The sequence below is a fragment of the Mycobacterium sp. 1245801.1 genome (assembly GCF_001673055.1).
Classification (GTDB): Bacteria; Actinomycetota; Actinomycetes; order Mycobacteriales; family Mycobacteriaceae; genus Mycobacterium; species Mycobacterium europaeum_A.
In genome coordinates this window covers 16,881-32,869 of the sequence record NZ_LZKY01000023.1, presented here as the reverse complement: position 1 = coordinate 32,869, position 15,989 = coordinate 16,881, and the positions used below count along the sequence as shown (strand labels likewise).

Below are 15,989 nucleotides of genomic sequence, written 5' to 3'. Positions count from 1 at the left end.
AGGCCAGCGACGTTCTGGTCTGAGAATTCGCACCACAGAGAGTTCGCCCTATGTCGGCTCCGCCCCTGTTCCGCCTTGTCGGTGAGCGACGGGTGTCGGTGGTGCGCGACGCGGCCGCCGTCTGGCGGGTGCTCGACGACGATCCCGTCGCCTCCTGCATGGTCGCGGCGCGGGTGGCCGACCACGGCATCGATCCCAACTCGATCGGCGGCGAACTGTGGACGCTGCGCGGCGCCGACGAATCGCTGTGCTTTGCCGGCGCCAACCTGATTCCGCTGCGCGGCGCGCCGGCCGACCTGAGCGCGTTCGCGGACGAGGCCATGCGCGGGACGCGGCGCTGCTCGTCGCTGGTCGGCAGGGCCGACCTGGTGATGCCGATGTGGGAGCGGCTCGAGGCGGCCTGGGGTCCGGCTCGCGACGTGCGCGACCGCCAGCCGCTGCTGGCGTTGTCGAACCACCCCAGCTGCGACCTCGACCCCGGGGTGCGGCAGGTCCGGCCCGAAGAGCTGGACGCCTATCTGGTGGCCGCCGTCGACATGTTCATCGGCGAAGTGGGCGTCGACCCGCGCATCGGCGACGGCGGCCGCGGTTACCGGCGCCGGGTGGCCAGCCTGATCACGGCGGGGCGGGCCTGGGCGCGGTTTGAGCACGGCCAGGTCGTCTTCAAGGCCGAGGTGGGCTCGCAGTCCCCGGGCGTCGGCCAGATCCAGGGGGTGTGGGTGCACCCGGAGTGGCGCGGGCTGGGCTTGGGCACCGCCGGCACCGCGACGGTGGCCGCGGTGATCGTCGGCACCGGGCGCACCGCCAGCCTTTACGTCAACGACTTCAACACGGTGGCCCGCGCCGCCTACGCACGGGTGGGCTTCACCGAGATCGGCACCTTCGCGACGGTGCTGCTCGACTAGCCGGTCACGTTCGCCGCGAGCGCCCGGCCAGCCGGACGCCGGGTGACCAACGCCCGCGTGGCCGGGCCCTCGGTGCACAGATGGTCCGCAATCCACGCATAACGGTTCGGTCTCGGTGTGTCGGCGCCCTCGTTCAGGCCACAGTTCTTAACATCAGCACCGATGGTAACGAGAACAACAATTGCCACATCTGCCTCAGGCGTGCTGCTGGTCGTGGCCGTCGCCCTGTCCGGCTGCACGCCGCGGCCCGACGGCCCGGGCCCTGCCGCGGAGAAGTTCTTCCGCGCCCTGGCCATCGGCGACACCGCGACCGCCGCGCAACTCAGCGACAGCCCGAACGAGGCCCGTGAAGCCCTCAACGCCGCCTGGTCCGGCCTGCAGGCAACCCACCTCGATGCCCAGCTGCTCAACGCCAAGTACGCCGAGGACAGCGGCACGGTCGGCTACCGCTTCACCTGGCACCTGCCCAAGAACCGCACGTGGACCTATGACGGCCAGCTGAGGATGGCCCGCGACGAGGGGCACTGGGCCGTGCGGTGGACCACCACCGCGCTGCACGCCAAGTTGGGCGAGCACCAGACGTTCGCGCTGCGCGCCGACCGGCCGCATCGCGCTTCGGTGAACGAGCTCGGCGGCAGCGATGTGCTGGTGCCGGGCTACCTGTACCACTACACGCTGGACGCCACCCAGGCCGGACCCGCGCTGTCCGGCACGGCGCACGCCATCGTCGACGTGCTGCATCCCTTCAACGGCGCCCTCAACGATCCGCAGCTGCTGGCCGAGCAGGCCAGCTCGACGCCGCATCCGGTGGATCTGGGGGTGACGCTGCACCCCGACGACAACGACAAGGTGTCCCCGCTGATCGGGCACCTGCCCGGTGTCGTGGTCACCCCCCAGCCCGAAATGCTGCCCACCGACCCGCATTTCGCCCCCGCGGTCATCTCCGCGGTGAAGAAGGCGGTGGTCGACCAGCTCGACGGTGAGGCGGGCTGGCGGGTGGTCAGCGTCAACCAGAACGGTGTCGAGGTCGAGGTGCTGCACGAGGTCCAGGGGTCTCCGGCGCCGTCGGTGTCGATCACCCTGGACCGCACGGTGCAAAACGCCGCGCAGCGCGCGGTCGACAACAAGGGCGGCAAGGCGATGATCGTGGTCATCAAGCCGTCGACCGGAGAGATCCTCGCGATCGCGCAGAACGGCGGGGCCGACGCGGACGGTTTGCCGGCCACCAACGGCCTGTTCCCGCCGGGGTCGACGTTCAAGATGATCACCGCCGGCGCCGCCGTCGACCGCGGCATGGCCACGCCCAACTCGATGCTGGGCTGCCCGGGCCACCTCGACATCGGCCACCGCACGGTGCCCAACTACGGCGGCTTCGATCTGGGCGTGGTGTCGCTGTCGCGCGCGTTCGCCAGCTCGTGCAACACCACGTTCGCGGAGCTGAGCAGCCGGATGCCGCCGCGCGGCCTGACCCAGACGGCCGCCCAATACGGCATCGGCCTCGACTACACGGTGGACGGCGTCACCACCGTGACGGGGTCGGTGCCGCCGACGGTCGACCTGGCCGAACGCACCGAGGACGGCTTCGGCCAGGGCAAGGTGCTGGCCAGCCCGTTCGGCATGGCCCTGGTGGCGGCGACGGTCGCCGCCGGCAAGACGCCGGTGCCGCAACTGATCGTGGGCCGCCAGACGGCGGTCCAGGGGGACACCACGCCGATCAGCCCGAAGATGATCGACGCGCTGCGGCCGATGATGCGGCTGGTGGTGACCAACGGAACCGCCAAGGAGATCGCCGGCTGCGGCGAGATCTACGGCAAGACCGGTGAGGCCGAGTTCCCGGGCGGATCGCATTCCTGGTTCGCCGGCTACCGCGGCGACCTGGCCTTCGCCTCGTTGATCGTCGGGGGCGGCAGCTCGGAGTGGGCGGTTCGGATGACCAAGTTCATGTTCGAGGCGCTGCCGCCGAACTTCCTGGCCTGATCTGACGGGGGCGACCCGCCGCGCCCGCTTCGCCGCGCTTGCGATCGCCCCTGATCTGATGGGGGCGACCCGCCGCGCCCGGCTTCGCCGCGCTTGCGATCGCCCCTGATCTGACAGGGGCGACCCCGGCCCGCTTCAGCGGTAAATTGCGAACATGACCGATACCGGCGGCGACATGGTGGCCCTGCGGGTCTCCGACGCCGACCGCAACGGCACGATGCGCCGGCTGCACAACGCCGTCGCACTCGGGCTGATCGACATCGACGAGTTCGAGCAGCGCTCGTCGCTGGTGTCCTACGCGCGCACGCGCGGCGAGCTGGACCATCTGGTCGGCGACCTGCCGGGGCCGGGCGCCATCGTCACCTCCGCGGCCGACCGGGTCGAGCTGCGGGGCTGGGCGGGTTCGCTGAAGCGCCACGGCGAATGGCAGGTGCCCACCCGCCTGGCGCTGGTCCGCCGGCTGGGCTCGGTGGAACTCGACCTCACCAAGGCCCGCTTCGCGGGGCCGGTGGTGGTCATCGAACTCGACATGAGATTCGGCTCCGTGGAGATTCGATTGCCCGACGGCGCCAGCGCGTCCATCGACGACGTCGAGGTCTACGTGGGCAGCGCCAGCGACCGTCGCAAAGACCCGCCTGGTGAGGGCAGGCCGCACGTGGTGTTGACCGGGCGGGTGGTGTGCGGCTCGGTGATCATCCGCGGGCCGCGGCGCTCGCTGCTGCGCCGTCAGCGGCTCTGAGCGTCCATCCGCCCTGCCATTAAGCTGGTCGCATGCCTGCTCGCACCGCGCTTTCCCCTGGAGAGTTGTCCCCGACTCTGCCGGTGCCCGGCAGTATCGCGCGCCCGGAATACGTCGGCAAGCCCACCGCCCAGGAGGGCAGCGAACCGTGGGTGCAGACCCCCGAAGTGATCGAGAAGATGCGCGTCGCCGGCCGGATCGCGGCCGGCGCGCTGGTGGAGGCGGGCAAGGCCGTCGCACCGGGCGTGACCACCGACGAACTGGACCGCATCGCCCACGAGTACATGGTCGACCACGGCGCCTACCCCTCCACGCTGGGTTACAAGGGCTACCCGAAATCGTGCTGCACGTCGCTCAACGAGGTCATCTGCCACGGAATACCGGACTCGACGGTGATCGAGGACGGCGACATCGTCAACATCGACGTCACGGCCTACATCGACGGCGTGCACGGCGACACCAACGCGACCTTCCTGGCCGGCGACGTGTCCGAGGAGCACCGGTTGCTGGTGGAACGAACCCGGGAGGCGACGATGCGCGCGATCAACGCCGTCAAGCCCGGGCGGGCGCTGTCGGTCGTCGGCCGCGTCATCGAGTCGTACGCAAACCGGTTCGGCTACAACGTCGTTCGTGACTTCACCGGTCACGGCATCGGTACCACGTTCCACAACGGCCTGGTGGTCCTGCACTACGAGCAGCCGTCGGTGTCGACCATCATGCAACCGGGGATGACGTTCACCATCGAACCGATGATCAACCTCGGCGGCCTGGACTACGAGATCTGGGACGACGGCTGGACGGTGGTCACCCGCGATCGCAAGTGGACCGCGCAGTTCGAGCACACCCTGCTGGTCACCGACACCGGCGTCGAAATCCTCACCTTGCCATGACTTTCGCCGGATGACCGGAGCCCTGCTGGTCGCGGGCACCAGCTCCGACGCCGGGAAATCGGTGGTGGTGGCGGGCCTGTGCCGGTTGCTGGCCCGCCGCGGGGTCCGCGTCGCCCCCTTCAAGGCGCAGAACATGTCCAACAACTCCGTGGTGACCGTCGAAGGCGGTGAGATCGGCCGCGCCCAGGCGATCCAGGCGCGCGCGGCGGGACTGGAACCGAGCGTGCGCTTCAATCCGATCCTGCTCAAGCCGGGCAGTGACCGCACCTCGCAACTGGTGATCAAGGGTCGGGTCGCCGACACGGTCAGCGCGAAAAGCTATGTGCGGCACCGTGAACGGCTGTCAGTCATCGTCGGCGACGAATTGGCAAGCCTGCGTGCCGAATTCGACGCGGTGATATGCGAGGGGGCCGGTTCGCCGGCCGAGATCAACCTGCGCGCCACCGATCTGGCCAACATGGGACTGGCCCGGGCCGCGGGCTTGCCGGTGCTTCTGGTCGGGGACATCGATCGCGGGGGGCTGTTGGCGCACCTGTTCGGGACGGTCGCGGTCCTCGAGCCCGACGACCAGGCGCTGATCGCGGGGTTCGTCGTCAACAAGTTCCGCGGTGATCCCGCGCTGCTCGAACCCGGGTTGCGCCAGCTGCACGACATGACCGGCCGGCCCACCTACGGCGTCCTCCCGTACGCCGACGAGCTGTGGCTGGACGCCGAGGACTCGCTGTCGGTGGTCGCGCACCGCGTCATCGGCACGCCCGCCCCGCCGTGCGGCGACGAGTGGTTGCGGGTGGCCGCGGTCCGGTTGCCCCGGATCTCCAACTCCACCGACGTCGAGGCGCTGGCCTGTGAACCGGGCGTGCTGGTGCGCTGGGTCACCGACCCCGCCGACGTCACCGACGCCGACCTGATCGTCATCCCGGGCAGCAAGGCCACCGTCGCGGACCTGGCGTGGTTGCGCGGTCAGGGCCTGGCCGACGCGATCGCCGCGCACGCCCGCGCGGGCAGGCCGGTGCTGGGAATCTGCGGCGGATTTCAGATGCTGTGCAGTCGCCTAGACGATCCGGTGGAATCCGGCACGACGGGCGTGCCCGGGCTCGGGCTGTTGGACGCCGACATCGCCTTCGATGTCGACAAGACCCTGCGCCGCTGGCAGCGGCCGCTGTCCGGATACGAGATCCATCACGGCCGGGTCACCCGCTGCGCCGAGGCGAGCTGGTTCGAGTGCGGCGCCGATCCCCAGCCCCAGGGTGTGGTGCGCGGAGCGGTCTTCGGGACCCACTGGCACGGGCTGCTCGACAACGACGACTTCCGGCGCGGCTGGCTGCGCCGGGTCGCAGACGCGGCAGGCCGCGGCGGATTCGTGGTCGGTGACGTTGACGTCGCCGCCCGCCGCGACGCGCAACTCGATGTCGCCGCCGACTTGCTGGCATCCCATCTCGACATCGACGGTATTCTCAGCTTGCTTGATGGTCCCCCGCCGCGGCGACCGCATCTGGCAAGCGCCTTGCGCCCCTAGGGCATTCGCGCCCAGCGCGGTATGAACGCCGCCGTTGACGACGCGGCCGAAAAACGAATTTGCGTACCAGATGCCGAAGAATCGTCGCGCACGGATGCCGTTTGGTTGTAGCGTGCTGGGGTGTCCTCGATGATGACCACCCTGGACGGATTCCCCGTGCCGGTGGTGGTGGCCGGCCCGGAGAACGGCGTCGTCGTCGTCATACTGGGCGACGAAGACCGCGTCCCGGCGGCGTACGACGCGGTCTGCGAGCGCCTGCACACCGCATCGCTTCGGACGGTCGTGGTCGGCTTCGATTCTCGGCTGACCCCCAAGTCGCTCATCGGCATCCTCGACGCGCTGGGCATCGGCTGGGCCGTGGTGATGGGCGATCGCGCCGGCGCCGAGCTCGCCTGGGAGCTGACCGCCACGCGGCTGGGCCGCTTCGTCGGACTGGTGGTGATCGACCGCGGCCACCCGCGGGCCTCCAACTACGAGGGCGCCGTCACCGACGGGCACTGCCCGCCGGTCGAGATCGGCACCACCGTGTTGGTCAGCTCGCCGGCCGCCCGGGCCGTGGCGCAGGCCAGCCAGCGCTACGTCTACGCCGATTACCGGGTGGTGCACCTGGGGCGCCGCAGCGTGCAGGAGTCGACGGCGCAACTGGCCGCCGAGATCATTCTGCGCACCAGCACCTGGTAGCGCCTGGTTGACTGACGGTCATGGCCAGTGAAGAACCTGCCGTGACCGATCCCGGCGCCGCGATGCTGTCGTTGACGGACCTGCAGCGATTGGTGGGCGCCGCTGAGGTGGACACGGTCATCGTGGCGTTCGCCGACATGCAGGGCCGGCTGGTCGGCAAGCGGATCGACGCCCGGTTGTTCGTCGACGAGGTGGCCACGCACGGCGCCGAGTGCTGCGGGTACCTGCTCGCCGTCGACGTCGACATGAACACCGTGAGCGGCTACGCCGTGTCGAGCTGGGACACCGGATACGGCGACACGGTGCTGCGGCCCGACCTGTCCACCCTGCGGCGCATTCCCTGGCTGCCCGGCACGGCGTTGGTGATCGCCGACGTGGGTTGGTCCGACGGCAGCCCGGTCGCCGTGTCGCCGCGGGCGATCCTGCGCCGCCAACTGGACCGGTTGGCCGAGCGCGGCCTGGCCGCCGACGTCGCGACCGAGCTGGAATTCATCGTGTTCGACGAGCCCTATCGCCAGGCGTGGGCCAACGGCTACCGCGGGCTGACCCCGGCCAGTGACTACAACATCGACTACGCGATCGCGGCGTCCTCGCGGATGGAGCCGCTGCTGCGCGACATCCGGCAGGGGATGATCGGCGCCGGCCTGCGCTTCGAGGCCGTCAAGGGCGAATGCAACAGGGGACAGCAGGAAATCGGTTTCCGCTACGCCGACGCGCTGATCACCTGCGACAACCACGTCATCTACAAGAACGGCGCCAAAGAGATCGCCGACCGGCATGGCAAGAGCCTGACGTTCATGGCGAAATACGATGAGCGAGAAGGCAACAGCTGTCACGTGCACCTCTCGCTGCGCGATTCGCAGGGTGGTGCCGTGTTCGCCGATCCCAGCCGCCCGCACGGCATGTCCTCGACGTTCTGCAGTTTCCTGGCCGGCCTGCTCGCCAGCCTGGGCGAGCTCATGCTGTTCTATGCGCCGAACGTGAACTCCTACAAGCGATTCGCCGACGGCAGTTTCGCGCCCACCGCGCTGGCGTGGGGTTTGGACAATCGCACCTGCGCGCTGCGGGTGGTCGGTCATGGATCCAACACCCGCGTCGAGTGCCGGGTGCCCGGCGGCGACGTCAACCCGTATCTGGCGGTGGCGGCCATCGTCGCCGGAGGGCTGTACGGTATCGAACGGGGCCTGGAGCTACCGGAGCCCTGCGCGGGAAACGCCTATCAGACTCCCGGCGTCGAGCGGTTGCCCGTCACCCTGGCCGAGGCGGCCTCGGCGTTCGAACGCTCGGCGCTCGCGCGGGACGCGTTCGGCGACGACGTGGTCGCCCATTACCTGAACAATGCGCGGGTGGAGTTGGCGGCCTTCAACGCGGCGGTCACCGACTGGGAGAGGATGCGTGGGTTTGAACGGCTCTGAGTTCGACGGTGGCGACCCGCTGCGCCCGGCTGCGCCGCGCTTGCGATCGCCACTGTCCGACGGTGGCCGCCCGCCCCGCCCGGTGATCGGCCTCACGACGTACCTGGAGCGGGTGCAGACCGGCATCTGGGATATCCCCGCCGGGTATCTGCCCGCCGACTACTTCGAAGGCGTCATCCTGGCCGGCGGGATCGCGGTGCTGCTGCCACCGCAGCCGGTGGACGCCGAGATCGTCGATTCGGTTCTCGACAGCCTGCACGCCCTGGTGATCACGGGCGGCTACGACGTGGACCCCGCCAGCTACGGCCAGCAACCCCACCCGAGCACCGACGCGCCCCGCACCGACCGCGACGCGTGGGAGTTCGCGCTGTTGCGTGGCGCGCTGCGGCGGGGCCTGCCGGTGCTCGGAATCTGCCGCGGCGCACAGATACTCAACGTCGCCCTGGGCGGCACGTTGCACCAGCACCTGCCCGATGTGCTCGGGCACAGCGGACACCGGGCGGGCAACGGCGTGTTCACCCGGCTGCCGGTGCGCACCGTGGCGGGCACCCGGCTGGCCGCGCTGGTCGGGGAGGCCGCCGATGCGCCGAGCTATCACCACCAGGCCATCGACAAAGTGGGGGACGGCCTGGTGGTCAGCGCGCGGGACGGCGACGGCGTCGTCGAGGCGCTGGAGCTGCCGGGGGACCGGTTTGTGCTTGCCGTGCAATGGCATCCGGAGCAGTCGCTGGACGATCTGCGGCTGTTCACCGCGATCGTGGACGCCGCGCGGTCCTACGCGGGACGCGTGAGCTGAGGTGAGCACCGCGCAACTGATCAACCCGGCGACCGAGGAGGTGCTGCGGTCGGTCGAGCACGCCGACGTCGCGGCGGTCGACGACGCGGTGCTCCGGGCGCGGGCGGCCCAGCGCAGGTGGGCGCGGTTGGCTCCGGCCGAACGGGCCGCCGGCCTGCGGGCCTTCGCCGCCGCCGTCGACGCCCATCTCGACGAGCTGGCCGCCCTCGAGGTCGCCAACTCGGGGCATCCCATCGCGTCGGCCGAGTGGGAGGGCGGTCACGTCCGCGACGTGTTGAACTTCTACGCGGCCAGCCCGGAACGCTTGTCCGGCAAGCAGATTCCCGTGGCCGGCGGCCTGGATGTCACGTTCAACGAGCCGATGGGCGTGGTCGGCGTGATCACCCCGTGGAACTTCCCGATGCCCATCGCGTCGTGGGGTTTCGCGCCGGCGCTGGCCGCGGGCAACGCCGTGCTGGTCAAACCCGCCGAGGTGACGCCGCTGACCACGATCCGGCTCGGTGAGCTGGCGGTGCAGGCCGGCCTCGACGCGGACCTGCTGCAGGTGCTGCCGGGGCGGGGCGCGGTGGTCGGGGAGCGGTTCGTCACCCACCCCGGCATCCGCAAGATCGTGTTCACCGGGTCCACCGAGGTCGGCAAGCAGGTGATGTCCCGTGCGGCCGCACAGGTCAAGCGGGTGACCCTCGAACTGGGCGGCAAGAGCGCCAACATCGTCTTCGCCGACTGTGACCTGGAGCGTGCCGCCGCGACCGCGCCGGCCGGGGTGTTCGACAACGCGGGTCAGGACTGCTGCGCCCGCAGCCGAATCCTGGTGCAGCGCAGCGTCTATGACCGCTTCATGGAGTTACTCGAGCCCGCCGTCACGCGCGTCGTCGTCGGCGACCCGGCGTCTCGGGACACCGAGATGGGGCCGCTGGTGTCCGCGGCGCACCGCGACAAGGTGGCGTCGTACGTTCCCGACGACGCCCCGGTCGCGTTTCGCGGCACCGCACCGGACGGCCGCGGATTCTGGTTCCCGCCAACGGTTCTGACGCCACCCCGGACCGACCGCTGTGTCACCGACGAGATCTTCGGCCCGGTCGTCACGGTGCTGGCCTTCGACGACGAGCACGACGCCGTCACGCTGGCCAACGACACCAGCTACGGCCTGTCCGGATCGATCTGGACCGACGACCTGTCCCGCGCGTTGCGCGTCTCGCGGGCGGTGGAAGCCGGGAACCTGTCAGTGAATTCGCACTCGTCGGTGCGCTACAGCACCCCGTTCGGCGGGTTCAAGCAGTCGGGGCTGGGCCGTGAGCTGGGCCCAGACGCGCCGCTGCACTTCACCGAGACCAAGAACGTGTTCATCGCGATCAAGGAGGACTAGGCGGTGGCGGTCGATCTCACCCAACGACTGGCGGGCCGGGTGGCCGTCGTCACCGGCGCCGGCGGCGGCATCGGGCTGGCCGCGGCGCGGCGGATGCGCGCCGAGGGCGCCACCATCGTGGTGGGCGACATCGACGCCGACGCCGGTGGCGCGGCGGCCGAGGAACTGTCCGGCTTGTTCGTGCCCACCGACGTGTCCGACGAGGGCGCGGTCGACGCGCTGTTCGATACCGCGGCGCGCGCGCACGGGCGCATCGACATCGCGTTCAACAACGCCGGCATCTCCCCGCCCGACGACGACCTGATCGAGAACACCGAACTGCCGGCGTGGCAACGCGTTCAGGACGTCAACCTGAAGTCGGTGTACCTGTGCTGCCGGGCGGCGCTGCGCCACATGGTGCCCGCCCGCCAGGGATCGATCATCAACACCGCGTCGTTCGTCGCGGTCCTGGGGTCGGCGACGTCGCAGATCTCCTACACCGCATCCAAGGGCGGGGTGCTGGCCATGTCGCGCGAGCTGGGCGTGCAGTTCGCCCGGCAAGGCATCCGCGTCAACGCCTTGTGCCCGGGGCCGGTCAACACCCCTCTGCTGCAAGAGCTTTTCGCCAAGGACCCGGAACGCGCCGCGCGCCGGCTGGTGCACGTCCCGGTCGGCCGGTTCGCCGATCCCAACGAAATCGCCTCGGCGGTAGCGTTTTTGGCCAGCGACGACGCGTCGTTCATCACCGCCTCGACGTTCATGGTCGACGGCGGCATCAGCGCGGCCTACGTCACCCCGCTCTAACCCAGCTCATTGGCCGCATGCGGTCCGGGCGGCTCGCTGATCGCGACCAGGCGGATGGGTTCGCCGGTCCGGTCGTCGATCGAGCGCTGCAGCAGGGGCGCCGCGGCCGCCCAGGCGCGCGGCACCGACAGCGCACCGACCGGCGCCGCGCGGCGCCAGGCCGCCTCGACGCCATTGGTGGCGGCAGGCTTCGGGAAGAGCGATTGCAGGGCCGCCGTCTTGTTCACCGAATTCAGGTGGGCGATCGCGAAATCCGACGGTGCGGTCACCGAGTTCAGCTTCGACAGCGGCGCGGTGACCGGGGACAGGGACGCATCGATCGTCTGCAGTGGTGACGATGACAGCCGTGCTAAAGCGTCGGGTATCACCGACATCACCTTGCCGCCGGCCGATATGACGTCCGGTGCCGATTGTAGGACCCAACTACGTTCGGCCACAGCAGGATTGCCGGGTGGTTCGGGAAAGGGAGCCATCGCCGTGGCAGCGGCCGCGGCCCGCGCGTAGGCGTACATCGCGCCGGTGTTCTGCGCCCACATCGCGTCGTACTCGGCGTCGGCGTCCGCGATCACGGTGCTGTGGTGGCCCAGACAATTCGTCGAGGCCAGCGCGAGTCGTCGGGCGCAGTTGCCGGCGATCGCCTGCGGCGAGACGGTCGCCGTGAAGGCCGTCTGATGCGCGCCCGCCGCCGCCGCGAGCTGGATGGCCGCTTGCTCACCGCGGGCCGCGACCGTCTCGAGCCAGTCGACGTAGCGTGCGGCTGCGGTGAGCGCCGCCGGGGCCAAGCCCGCGTCGGCCGCAGCCAGCTTCGCGGTCACCGCCCGATAGTCGGCCGCTGCGGTAAAGAGCCGCGCCGCCAGCGCATCCCATGCCGCCGCGGCCCGCATCATCGAGCCCGCGCCGGGTCCCGAGTACATCAGCCCGGAGTTGATCTCCGGAGGTAGCGTCGCGAAATCCATTACAGCCTCCGCCCGAGAGTGGCGGTGTGAGTTGTGCCCGAAAACATGAGGGTGTTCCTTCACGAGATAGACGCGGGGGTTACAAGCCGGTGGGCGAGGCACGCTCGGCCCGGGCGCCACGATCAGCTACGGGCGACGCAGATCTGGGTCAAGATATCTCGGTCGGACAAAGTGACCGCCGGCGCGCGGGATCGGGCGCCGGCGGGCGCAAACCCTATCGGGGTGAACGACAACGGCACCGGCGCCAGCACCGATTGTGCCGACACGCGGTTCCAGGTCAGGGGCCGCTCCTTCGTCATCCACGCGCTGTGGAACGGCTTGCGGTTGGTCTTGTTGGCCGGCGCGCCGACGCGCGACGCCGCCACGGCGGGCTGGCCGAGGGCGGGCAGACGACCGTGCGTCAGTCCCGCGGCCGCGCCGAGTCCTGCGGACCACGCGGCGGGCTCCGGCGGTGCCGCCGCGGAGAAGGCGGGTCGCAGCGCCGAACCCGCGATCAGGGCGGTGAAGGCCGCCAGCGCTGCGGCAACCGCGATGGCCGCCTGCCATCGCCGAGTCTCGCCAACGCCCCGGGAAACCACAGTGCACCGAATGTAGCGCGCAAAGATCGGCGAACGGTCTAAACGAGCTGTGAACTCGATCCGAGCCCGGTGTGTGTTTGCGCAGTTACGGCCCGAAAACGATGAGCGGGATGGCCATCTCCGCCGCGGTGGCTCCGCCGTGAAAGCCGACCAGGCGAGACGTTTCCGGGGGCTCGTGCGCGCTGGCCAGTACCGCAGCGTCACCGGAGCAGACGACGACCACGTCGCCGAGACGTTCCAGGTGGTGCGGGGCGACCGTCCCGAACATGCCGGTGGCCACCGCCTGCTCGCGGCCGTACACGGTGGCGCTGCCGTCCAGCAGCTCGCCCCACGCCGCCCGCACGTCGCCGGCCGCCCCCGGCACGGTGTGCAGATACCGCACCCGCGGTTCGCCGGCCACCACCTCGATTCCCTCGCTCAGCCTGGGGTCGGAGTCGAGGTCGATCCGCGCCCGCTGTGGGACGTTGATGCCGCCGTGGTCGGCGGTGACCAGCATCGCCGCGGTCGGCGGCAGCGCCTCGAGCAGGCGGGTCAGCAGCGCATCGACGTTGGTCGCCGCGTCATGCCACTGCTGCGAACCGATCCCGAAGACGTGGGCGGCGGTGTCGAGCTCGGCGGTGTAGCCGTAGACCAGCCCGGGCCCCGCGCGCAGCACGTCGGCCACCAGCCGCGCGTAGTCGTCGGCCGGATCCGCCGGGTGCAGCTCGGCGCCGCGGTAGGCGGCGTCGGTCAGCCCGCTGCCGACGAACACCGCGGGCAACACCGCTCGGGCGCTCACGCCCGCCGCCTGGAGCCGCTCGAACCACGTCGGCACCGGCTGCCACGTGGCGGGCGGCGGGTCGTCACGCCAGCGGACGTGGTTGAGCACCCGATCGGTGCCCGGCACCCGGAGCGTGAAGCCCAGGATCCCGTGCTCGCCCGGCTGCGCGCCGGTGCCAAGCGACACCAGGCTGGTCGGCGTGGTCGACGGGAACGTGCAGTCCAGCCGGGTCAGTCGGCCGGTGCCACCGGCCAGCACGGAGGCCAGCAGTGGGGCGCTGCCGGCCAGCTGGGGGAGCAGGTCCCAGCCCAATCCATCCACCAGCACGACGAGCACCCGGTCGATCCGGTCCGCGTCCACCGACTCCGCCACCGTCAGTTCGTCCGGTGGGTGCGAGCCGCCCGGGACCCCGAGCAGGGTGGCCGCGGCGGGCAGCACGTCGCGCAGAGAACCGGGCACGGGGCCAGTCTGGTGGCGAAGTCAGACGTGCGCCAGTCGATGGCCGGTCACCAGCAGCTGCCGGTTCGTGCTGTCGGTCAGCGCGCACAGCTGCACCGGCGACAGGCGGCCACACAACCGGCCCCAGTGCATCGCCACCACATCGCCGGCGGCCACGTCGGGGACCGCGCTGTAGCCGTCAACCCACACGTCGAGCGCGCGCGCCGACGGTGTCGACAGCGCCAGCGCCTGACCGTCCCAGGTCAGGCTGCGGCACAACACCTCAACGCGGTCCGCGTCGCGGGAAAGCACTGTGCCGGAAGTGATTCGGCAGTTGTCCAGCACGCTCAGCGGTTGTGCGTCGGTACCGCGGCCCAGGAAGCGCGTCCACGGATATACCCCGAACACGTGGAAGCAGTGGTTGCCGGCCGCCTCGCCCGCCAGATCCGCGGTGAGGTGCGACCAGTAGTGGCCCGCCTGCGGGCCGATGATTTCGAGCAGCGCGTCGAAGAATCGCTGCGGGTCGAGGTCGGCGGCGACGCCACCGCCGAGCCAATAGGATTCGACCAGGCGGTAATCCAACGGGTCGGCGATGCCGGTCAGCTCCGACAGCACTCGCAGATACGGCCAGGCCCCGGAGAACTGCGTCGCCGCCCTGCGCACGTCGGCGACCGACCCGCCCCGCAGGGTGGCTCCCAACGGCGGACCGCAGTAGCCCAGCGCGTTGGGCGCGTAGGCGTAGCGCGCGAACATCTCGGCACCGCGGGAATCGGTCAAGTGCGCCCCACCAGCTTGACCGCGTCGCGGTGCATGCGGCCGAAGTTGTAATAGGCCGCGCACGCCCCTTCGGGCGAGACCATGCACGTTCCGATCGGGGTCTCGGGTGTGCAGGCGGTGCCGAAAACCTTGCATTCCCAAGGCTTGAGCACACCCTTGAGCACCTCACCGCATTGGCAGGCCTTCGGGTCGGCGACCCGCACGCCGGGCATCGCGAACCGCAGCTCGGCGTCGAACTCGGCGAAGTCGTCGTGCAGCCGCAGCGCGCTTTGCGAGATGAAGCCCAGCCCGCGCCATTCGAAGTGGGGCCGCAGCGCGAACACCCTGCCCAGCAACGCCAGGGCCGCGGGGTTGCCACGCTCGGGCACCACGCGCTTGTACTGGTTCTCCACCTCGCAGCGGCCCTCGCGGATCTGGCGCAGCAGCATCGCGACCGAGGCGAGGATGTCCAGGGGTTCGAAACCGGCCACCACCAACGGCTTCCGGTACACCTCGGGCACGAACCGGTAGGGCCGGTTGCCGACCACGGTGGACACGTGCCCGGGTCCGATGAAGCCGGACAGCCGCAGGTCCGGCGACTCGAGGATGGCCCTGATCGGCGGCACGATCGTGACGTGGTTGCAGAACACGCTGAAGTTGGGCAGGCCCAGCTCGCGGGCCCGCACCAGCGTCACCGCGGTCGAGGGCGCGGTGGTCTCGAAACCGATGGCGAAGAACACCACTTGTTTGTCGGGGTTGTCGACCGCGATCTTGCACGCGTCCAGCGGGGAGTAGACGAACCGGACGTCGGCCCCGCGGGCCTTGGCGTCCAGCAGGCTGCCGTGCGAGCCGGGCACCCGCATCATGTCGCCGAAGCAGGTGAAGATCACATCGGGCTGGCCGGCCAGCCACATCGCGTCGTCGATGCGTCCCATCGGGATCACGCAGACGGGGCAGCCCGGGCCGTGCACCAGTTCGACGTTGTCGGGCAGCAGGTGTTCGATGCCGTGCCGGTAGATGGTGTGCGTGTGACCGCCGCACACCTCCATGAACTTGAACTCCGCACCGTCGGTCCCGGCCAGGTGCTCGATGGCCACCAGCAGCTTGCGCGCCGCGGCCGGGTCGCGGAACTCGTCAACGAATTTCATTGCCGCTCCTCGTTACACGATGGCCGACGAATCGAAGGCCTGCATTTCGGTCGTGTAGGCGTCGCCGAGTTTCTTGATGGCCGCCAGCGTCAGCAACGCCTCGGTCTCGTCGATCTTGGCCATCGCGAATCCCACATGCACCAGCACCCAGTCGTCGGGTGCGGGCAGGTCGTCTTCCAGCAGCCGGACGCTGATGGTCCGCTGCACACCACTGACGTCCACCTTCGCCAAACAATTGGCGGGGTCGGTGATCTCGACGATCCGGCCCGGAATTCCAAGACACAT

At 70.2% G+C, this 15,989-nt stretch carries 16 protein-coding genes; 10 read left to right on the top strand and 6 right to left on the bottom strand.

Going from position 1 to position 15,989, the window contains the following annotated elements:
- Positions 1-50 precede the first annotated feature (50 nt).
- The 10 genes from A5622_RS01275 to A5622_RS01230 all read left to right on the top strand — a co-directional run bounded on the left by A5622_RS01275 (position 51) and on the right by A5622_RS01230 (position 11,068).
- Complete coding sequence (locus A5622_RS01275) at positions 51-905, top strand: GNAT family N-acetyltransferase (protein ID WP_066870268.1); 855 nt, start codon at positions 51-53, stop codon at positions 903-905.
- 162 nt (positions 906-1,067) lie between these two features.
- Positions 1,068-2,882, top strand: a complete 1,815-nt coding sequence (locus A5622_RS01270) for a penicillin-binding transpeptidase domain-containing protein (RefSeq protein ID WP_066876159.1) — start codon at positions 1,068-1,070, stop codon at positions 2,880-2,882.
- A gap of 154 nt (positions 2,883-3,036) precedes the next feature.
- Positions 3,037-3,621: a DUF1707 domain-containing protein gene (locus A5622_RS01265; RefSeq protein ID WP_066876157.1), complete on the top strand. Its 585-nt coding sequence runs from the start codon at positions 3,037-3,039 to the stop codon at positions 3,619-3,621.
- 32 nt (positions 3,622-3,653) lie between these two features.
- A complete protein-coding gene (gene map / locus A5622_RS01260; RefSeq protein WP_066870276.1) occupies positions 3,654-4,511 on the top strand; it encodes a type I methionyl aminopeptidase in 858 nt (285 codons plus the stop codon).
- 10 nt (positions 4,512-4,521) lie between these two features.
- A complete protein-coding gene (locus tag A5622_RS01255) occupies positions 4,522-6,027 on the top strand; it encodes a cobyric acid synthase (protein WP_066876155.1) in 1,506 nt (501 codons plus the stop codon).
- 129 nt (positions 6,028-6,156) lie between these two features.
- Positions 6,157-6,708, top strand: a complete 552-nt coding sequence (locus tag A5622_RS01250) for an alpha/beta hydrolase (protein WP_066870371.1) — start codon at positions 6,157-6,159, stop codon at positions 6,706-6,708.
- Positions 6,709-6,749: 41 nt separating this feature from the next.
- Positions 6,750-8,123 carry a glutamine synthetase family protein gene (locus A5622_RS01245; protein WP_156752797.1) on the top strand — a complete coding sequence of 458 codons (1,374 nt, stop codon included), beginning with the start codon at positions 6,750-6,752 and terminating at the stop codon, positions 8,121-8,123.
- Positions 8,110-8,919: a gamma-glutamyl-gamma-aminobutyrate hydrolase family protein gene (locus A5622_RS01240; protein WP_066876181.1), complete on the top strand. Its 810-nt coding sequence runs from the start codon at positions 8,110-8,112 to the stop codon at positions 8,917-8,919. Before A5622_RS01245 ends, A5622_RS01240 begins: the two co-directional genes overlap by 14 nt.
- 1 nt (position 8,920) lies before the next feature.
- Complete coding sequence (locus A5622_RS01235; protein WP_066876153.1) at positions 8,921-10,285, top strand: aldehyde dehydrogenase; 1,365 nt, start codon at positions 8,921-8,923, stop codon at positions 10,283-10,285.
- A gap of 3 nt (positions 10,286-10,288) precedes the next feature.
- Entirely contained in the window at positions 10,289-11,068 is a 780-nt protein-coding gene (locus tag A5622_RS01230; protein ID WP_066876144.1) for a 3-oxoacyl-ACP reductase, read from the top strand.
- Here A5622_RS01230 and A5622_RS01225 read toward each other — a convergent pair.
- The 6 genes from A5622_RS01225 to A5622_RS01200 form a co-directional block, all read right to left on the bottom strand.
- Positions 11,065-12,024: a PPE family protein gene (locus A5622_RS01225; RefSeq protein WP_066876142.1), complete on the bottom strand. Its 960-nt coding sequence runs from the start codon at positions 12,022-12,024 to the stop codon at positions 11,065-11,067. The two genes, A5622_RS01230 and A5622_RS01225, sit on opposite strands and share 4 nt — an antisense overlap.
- Positions 12,025-12,146: 122 nt before the next feature.
- Positions 12,147-12,602 carry a hypothetical protein gene (locus A5622_RS01220; RefSeq protein WP_066876140.1) on the bottom strand — a complete coding sequence of 152 codons (456 nt, stop codon included), beginning with the start codon at positions 12,600-12,602 and terminating at the stop codon, positions 12,147-12,149.
- Positions 12,603-12,687: 85 nt separating this feature from the next.
- Complete coding sequence (locus A5622_RS01215; RefSeq protein WP_066876138.1) at positions 12,688-13,821, bottom strand: alkaline phosphatase family protein; 1,134 nt, start codon at positions 13,819-13,821, stop codon at positions 12,688-12,690.
- 21 nt (positions 13,822-13,842) lie between these two features.
- Positions 13,843-14,577: a DUF6390 family protein gene (locus A5622_RS01210; RefSeq protein ID WP_255361664.1), complete on the bottom strand. Its 735-nt coding sequence runs from the start codon at positions 14,575-14,577 to the stop codon at positions 13,843-13,845.
- Positions 14,574-15,704 (bottom strand): hydrogenase formation protein HypD, encoded by a 1,131-nt coding sequence (gene hypD / locus A5622_RS01205; protein WP_066870306.1) that lies wholly within the window; start codon positions 15,702-15,704, stop codon positions 14,574-14,576. The genes A5622_RS01210 and hypD overlap by 4 nt, the downstream gene beginning before the upstream one ends.
- A 12-nt stretch (positions 15,705-15,716) precedes the next feature.
- Positions 15,717-15,989: a HypC/HybG/HupF family hydrogenase formation chaperone gene (locus tag A5622_RS01200; RefSeq protein WP_066870309.1), complete on the bottom strand. Its 273-nt coding sequence runs from the start codon at positions 15,987-15,989 to the stop codon at positions 15,717-15,719.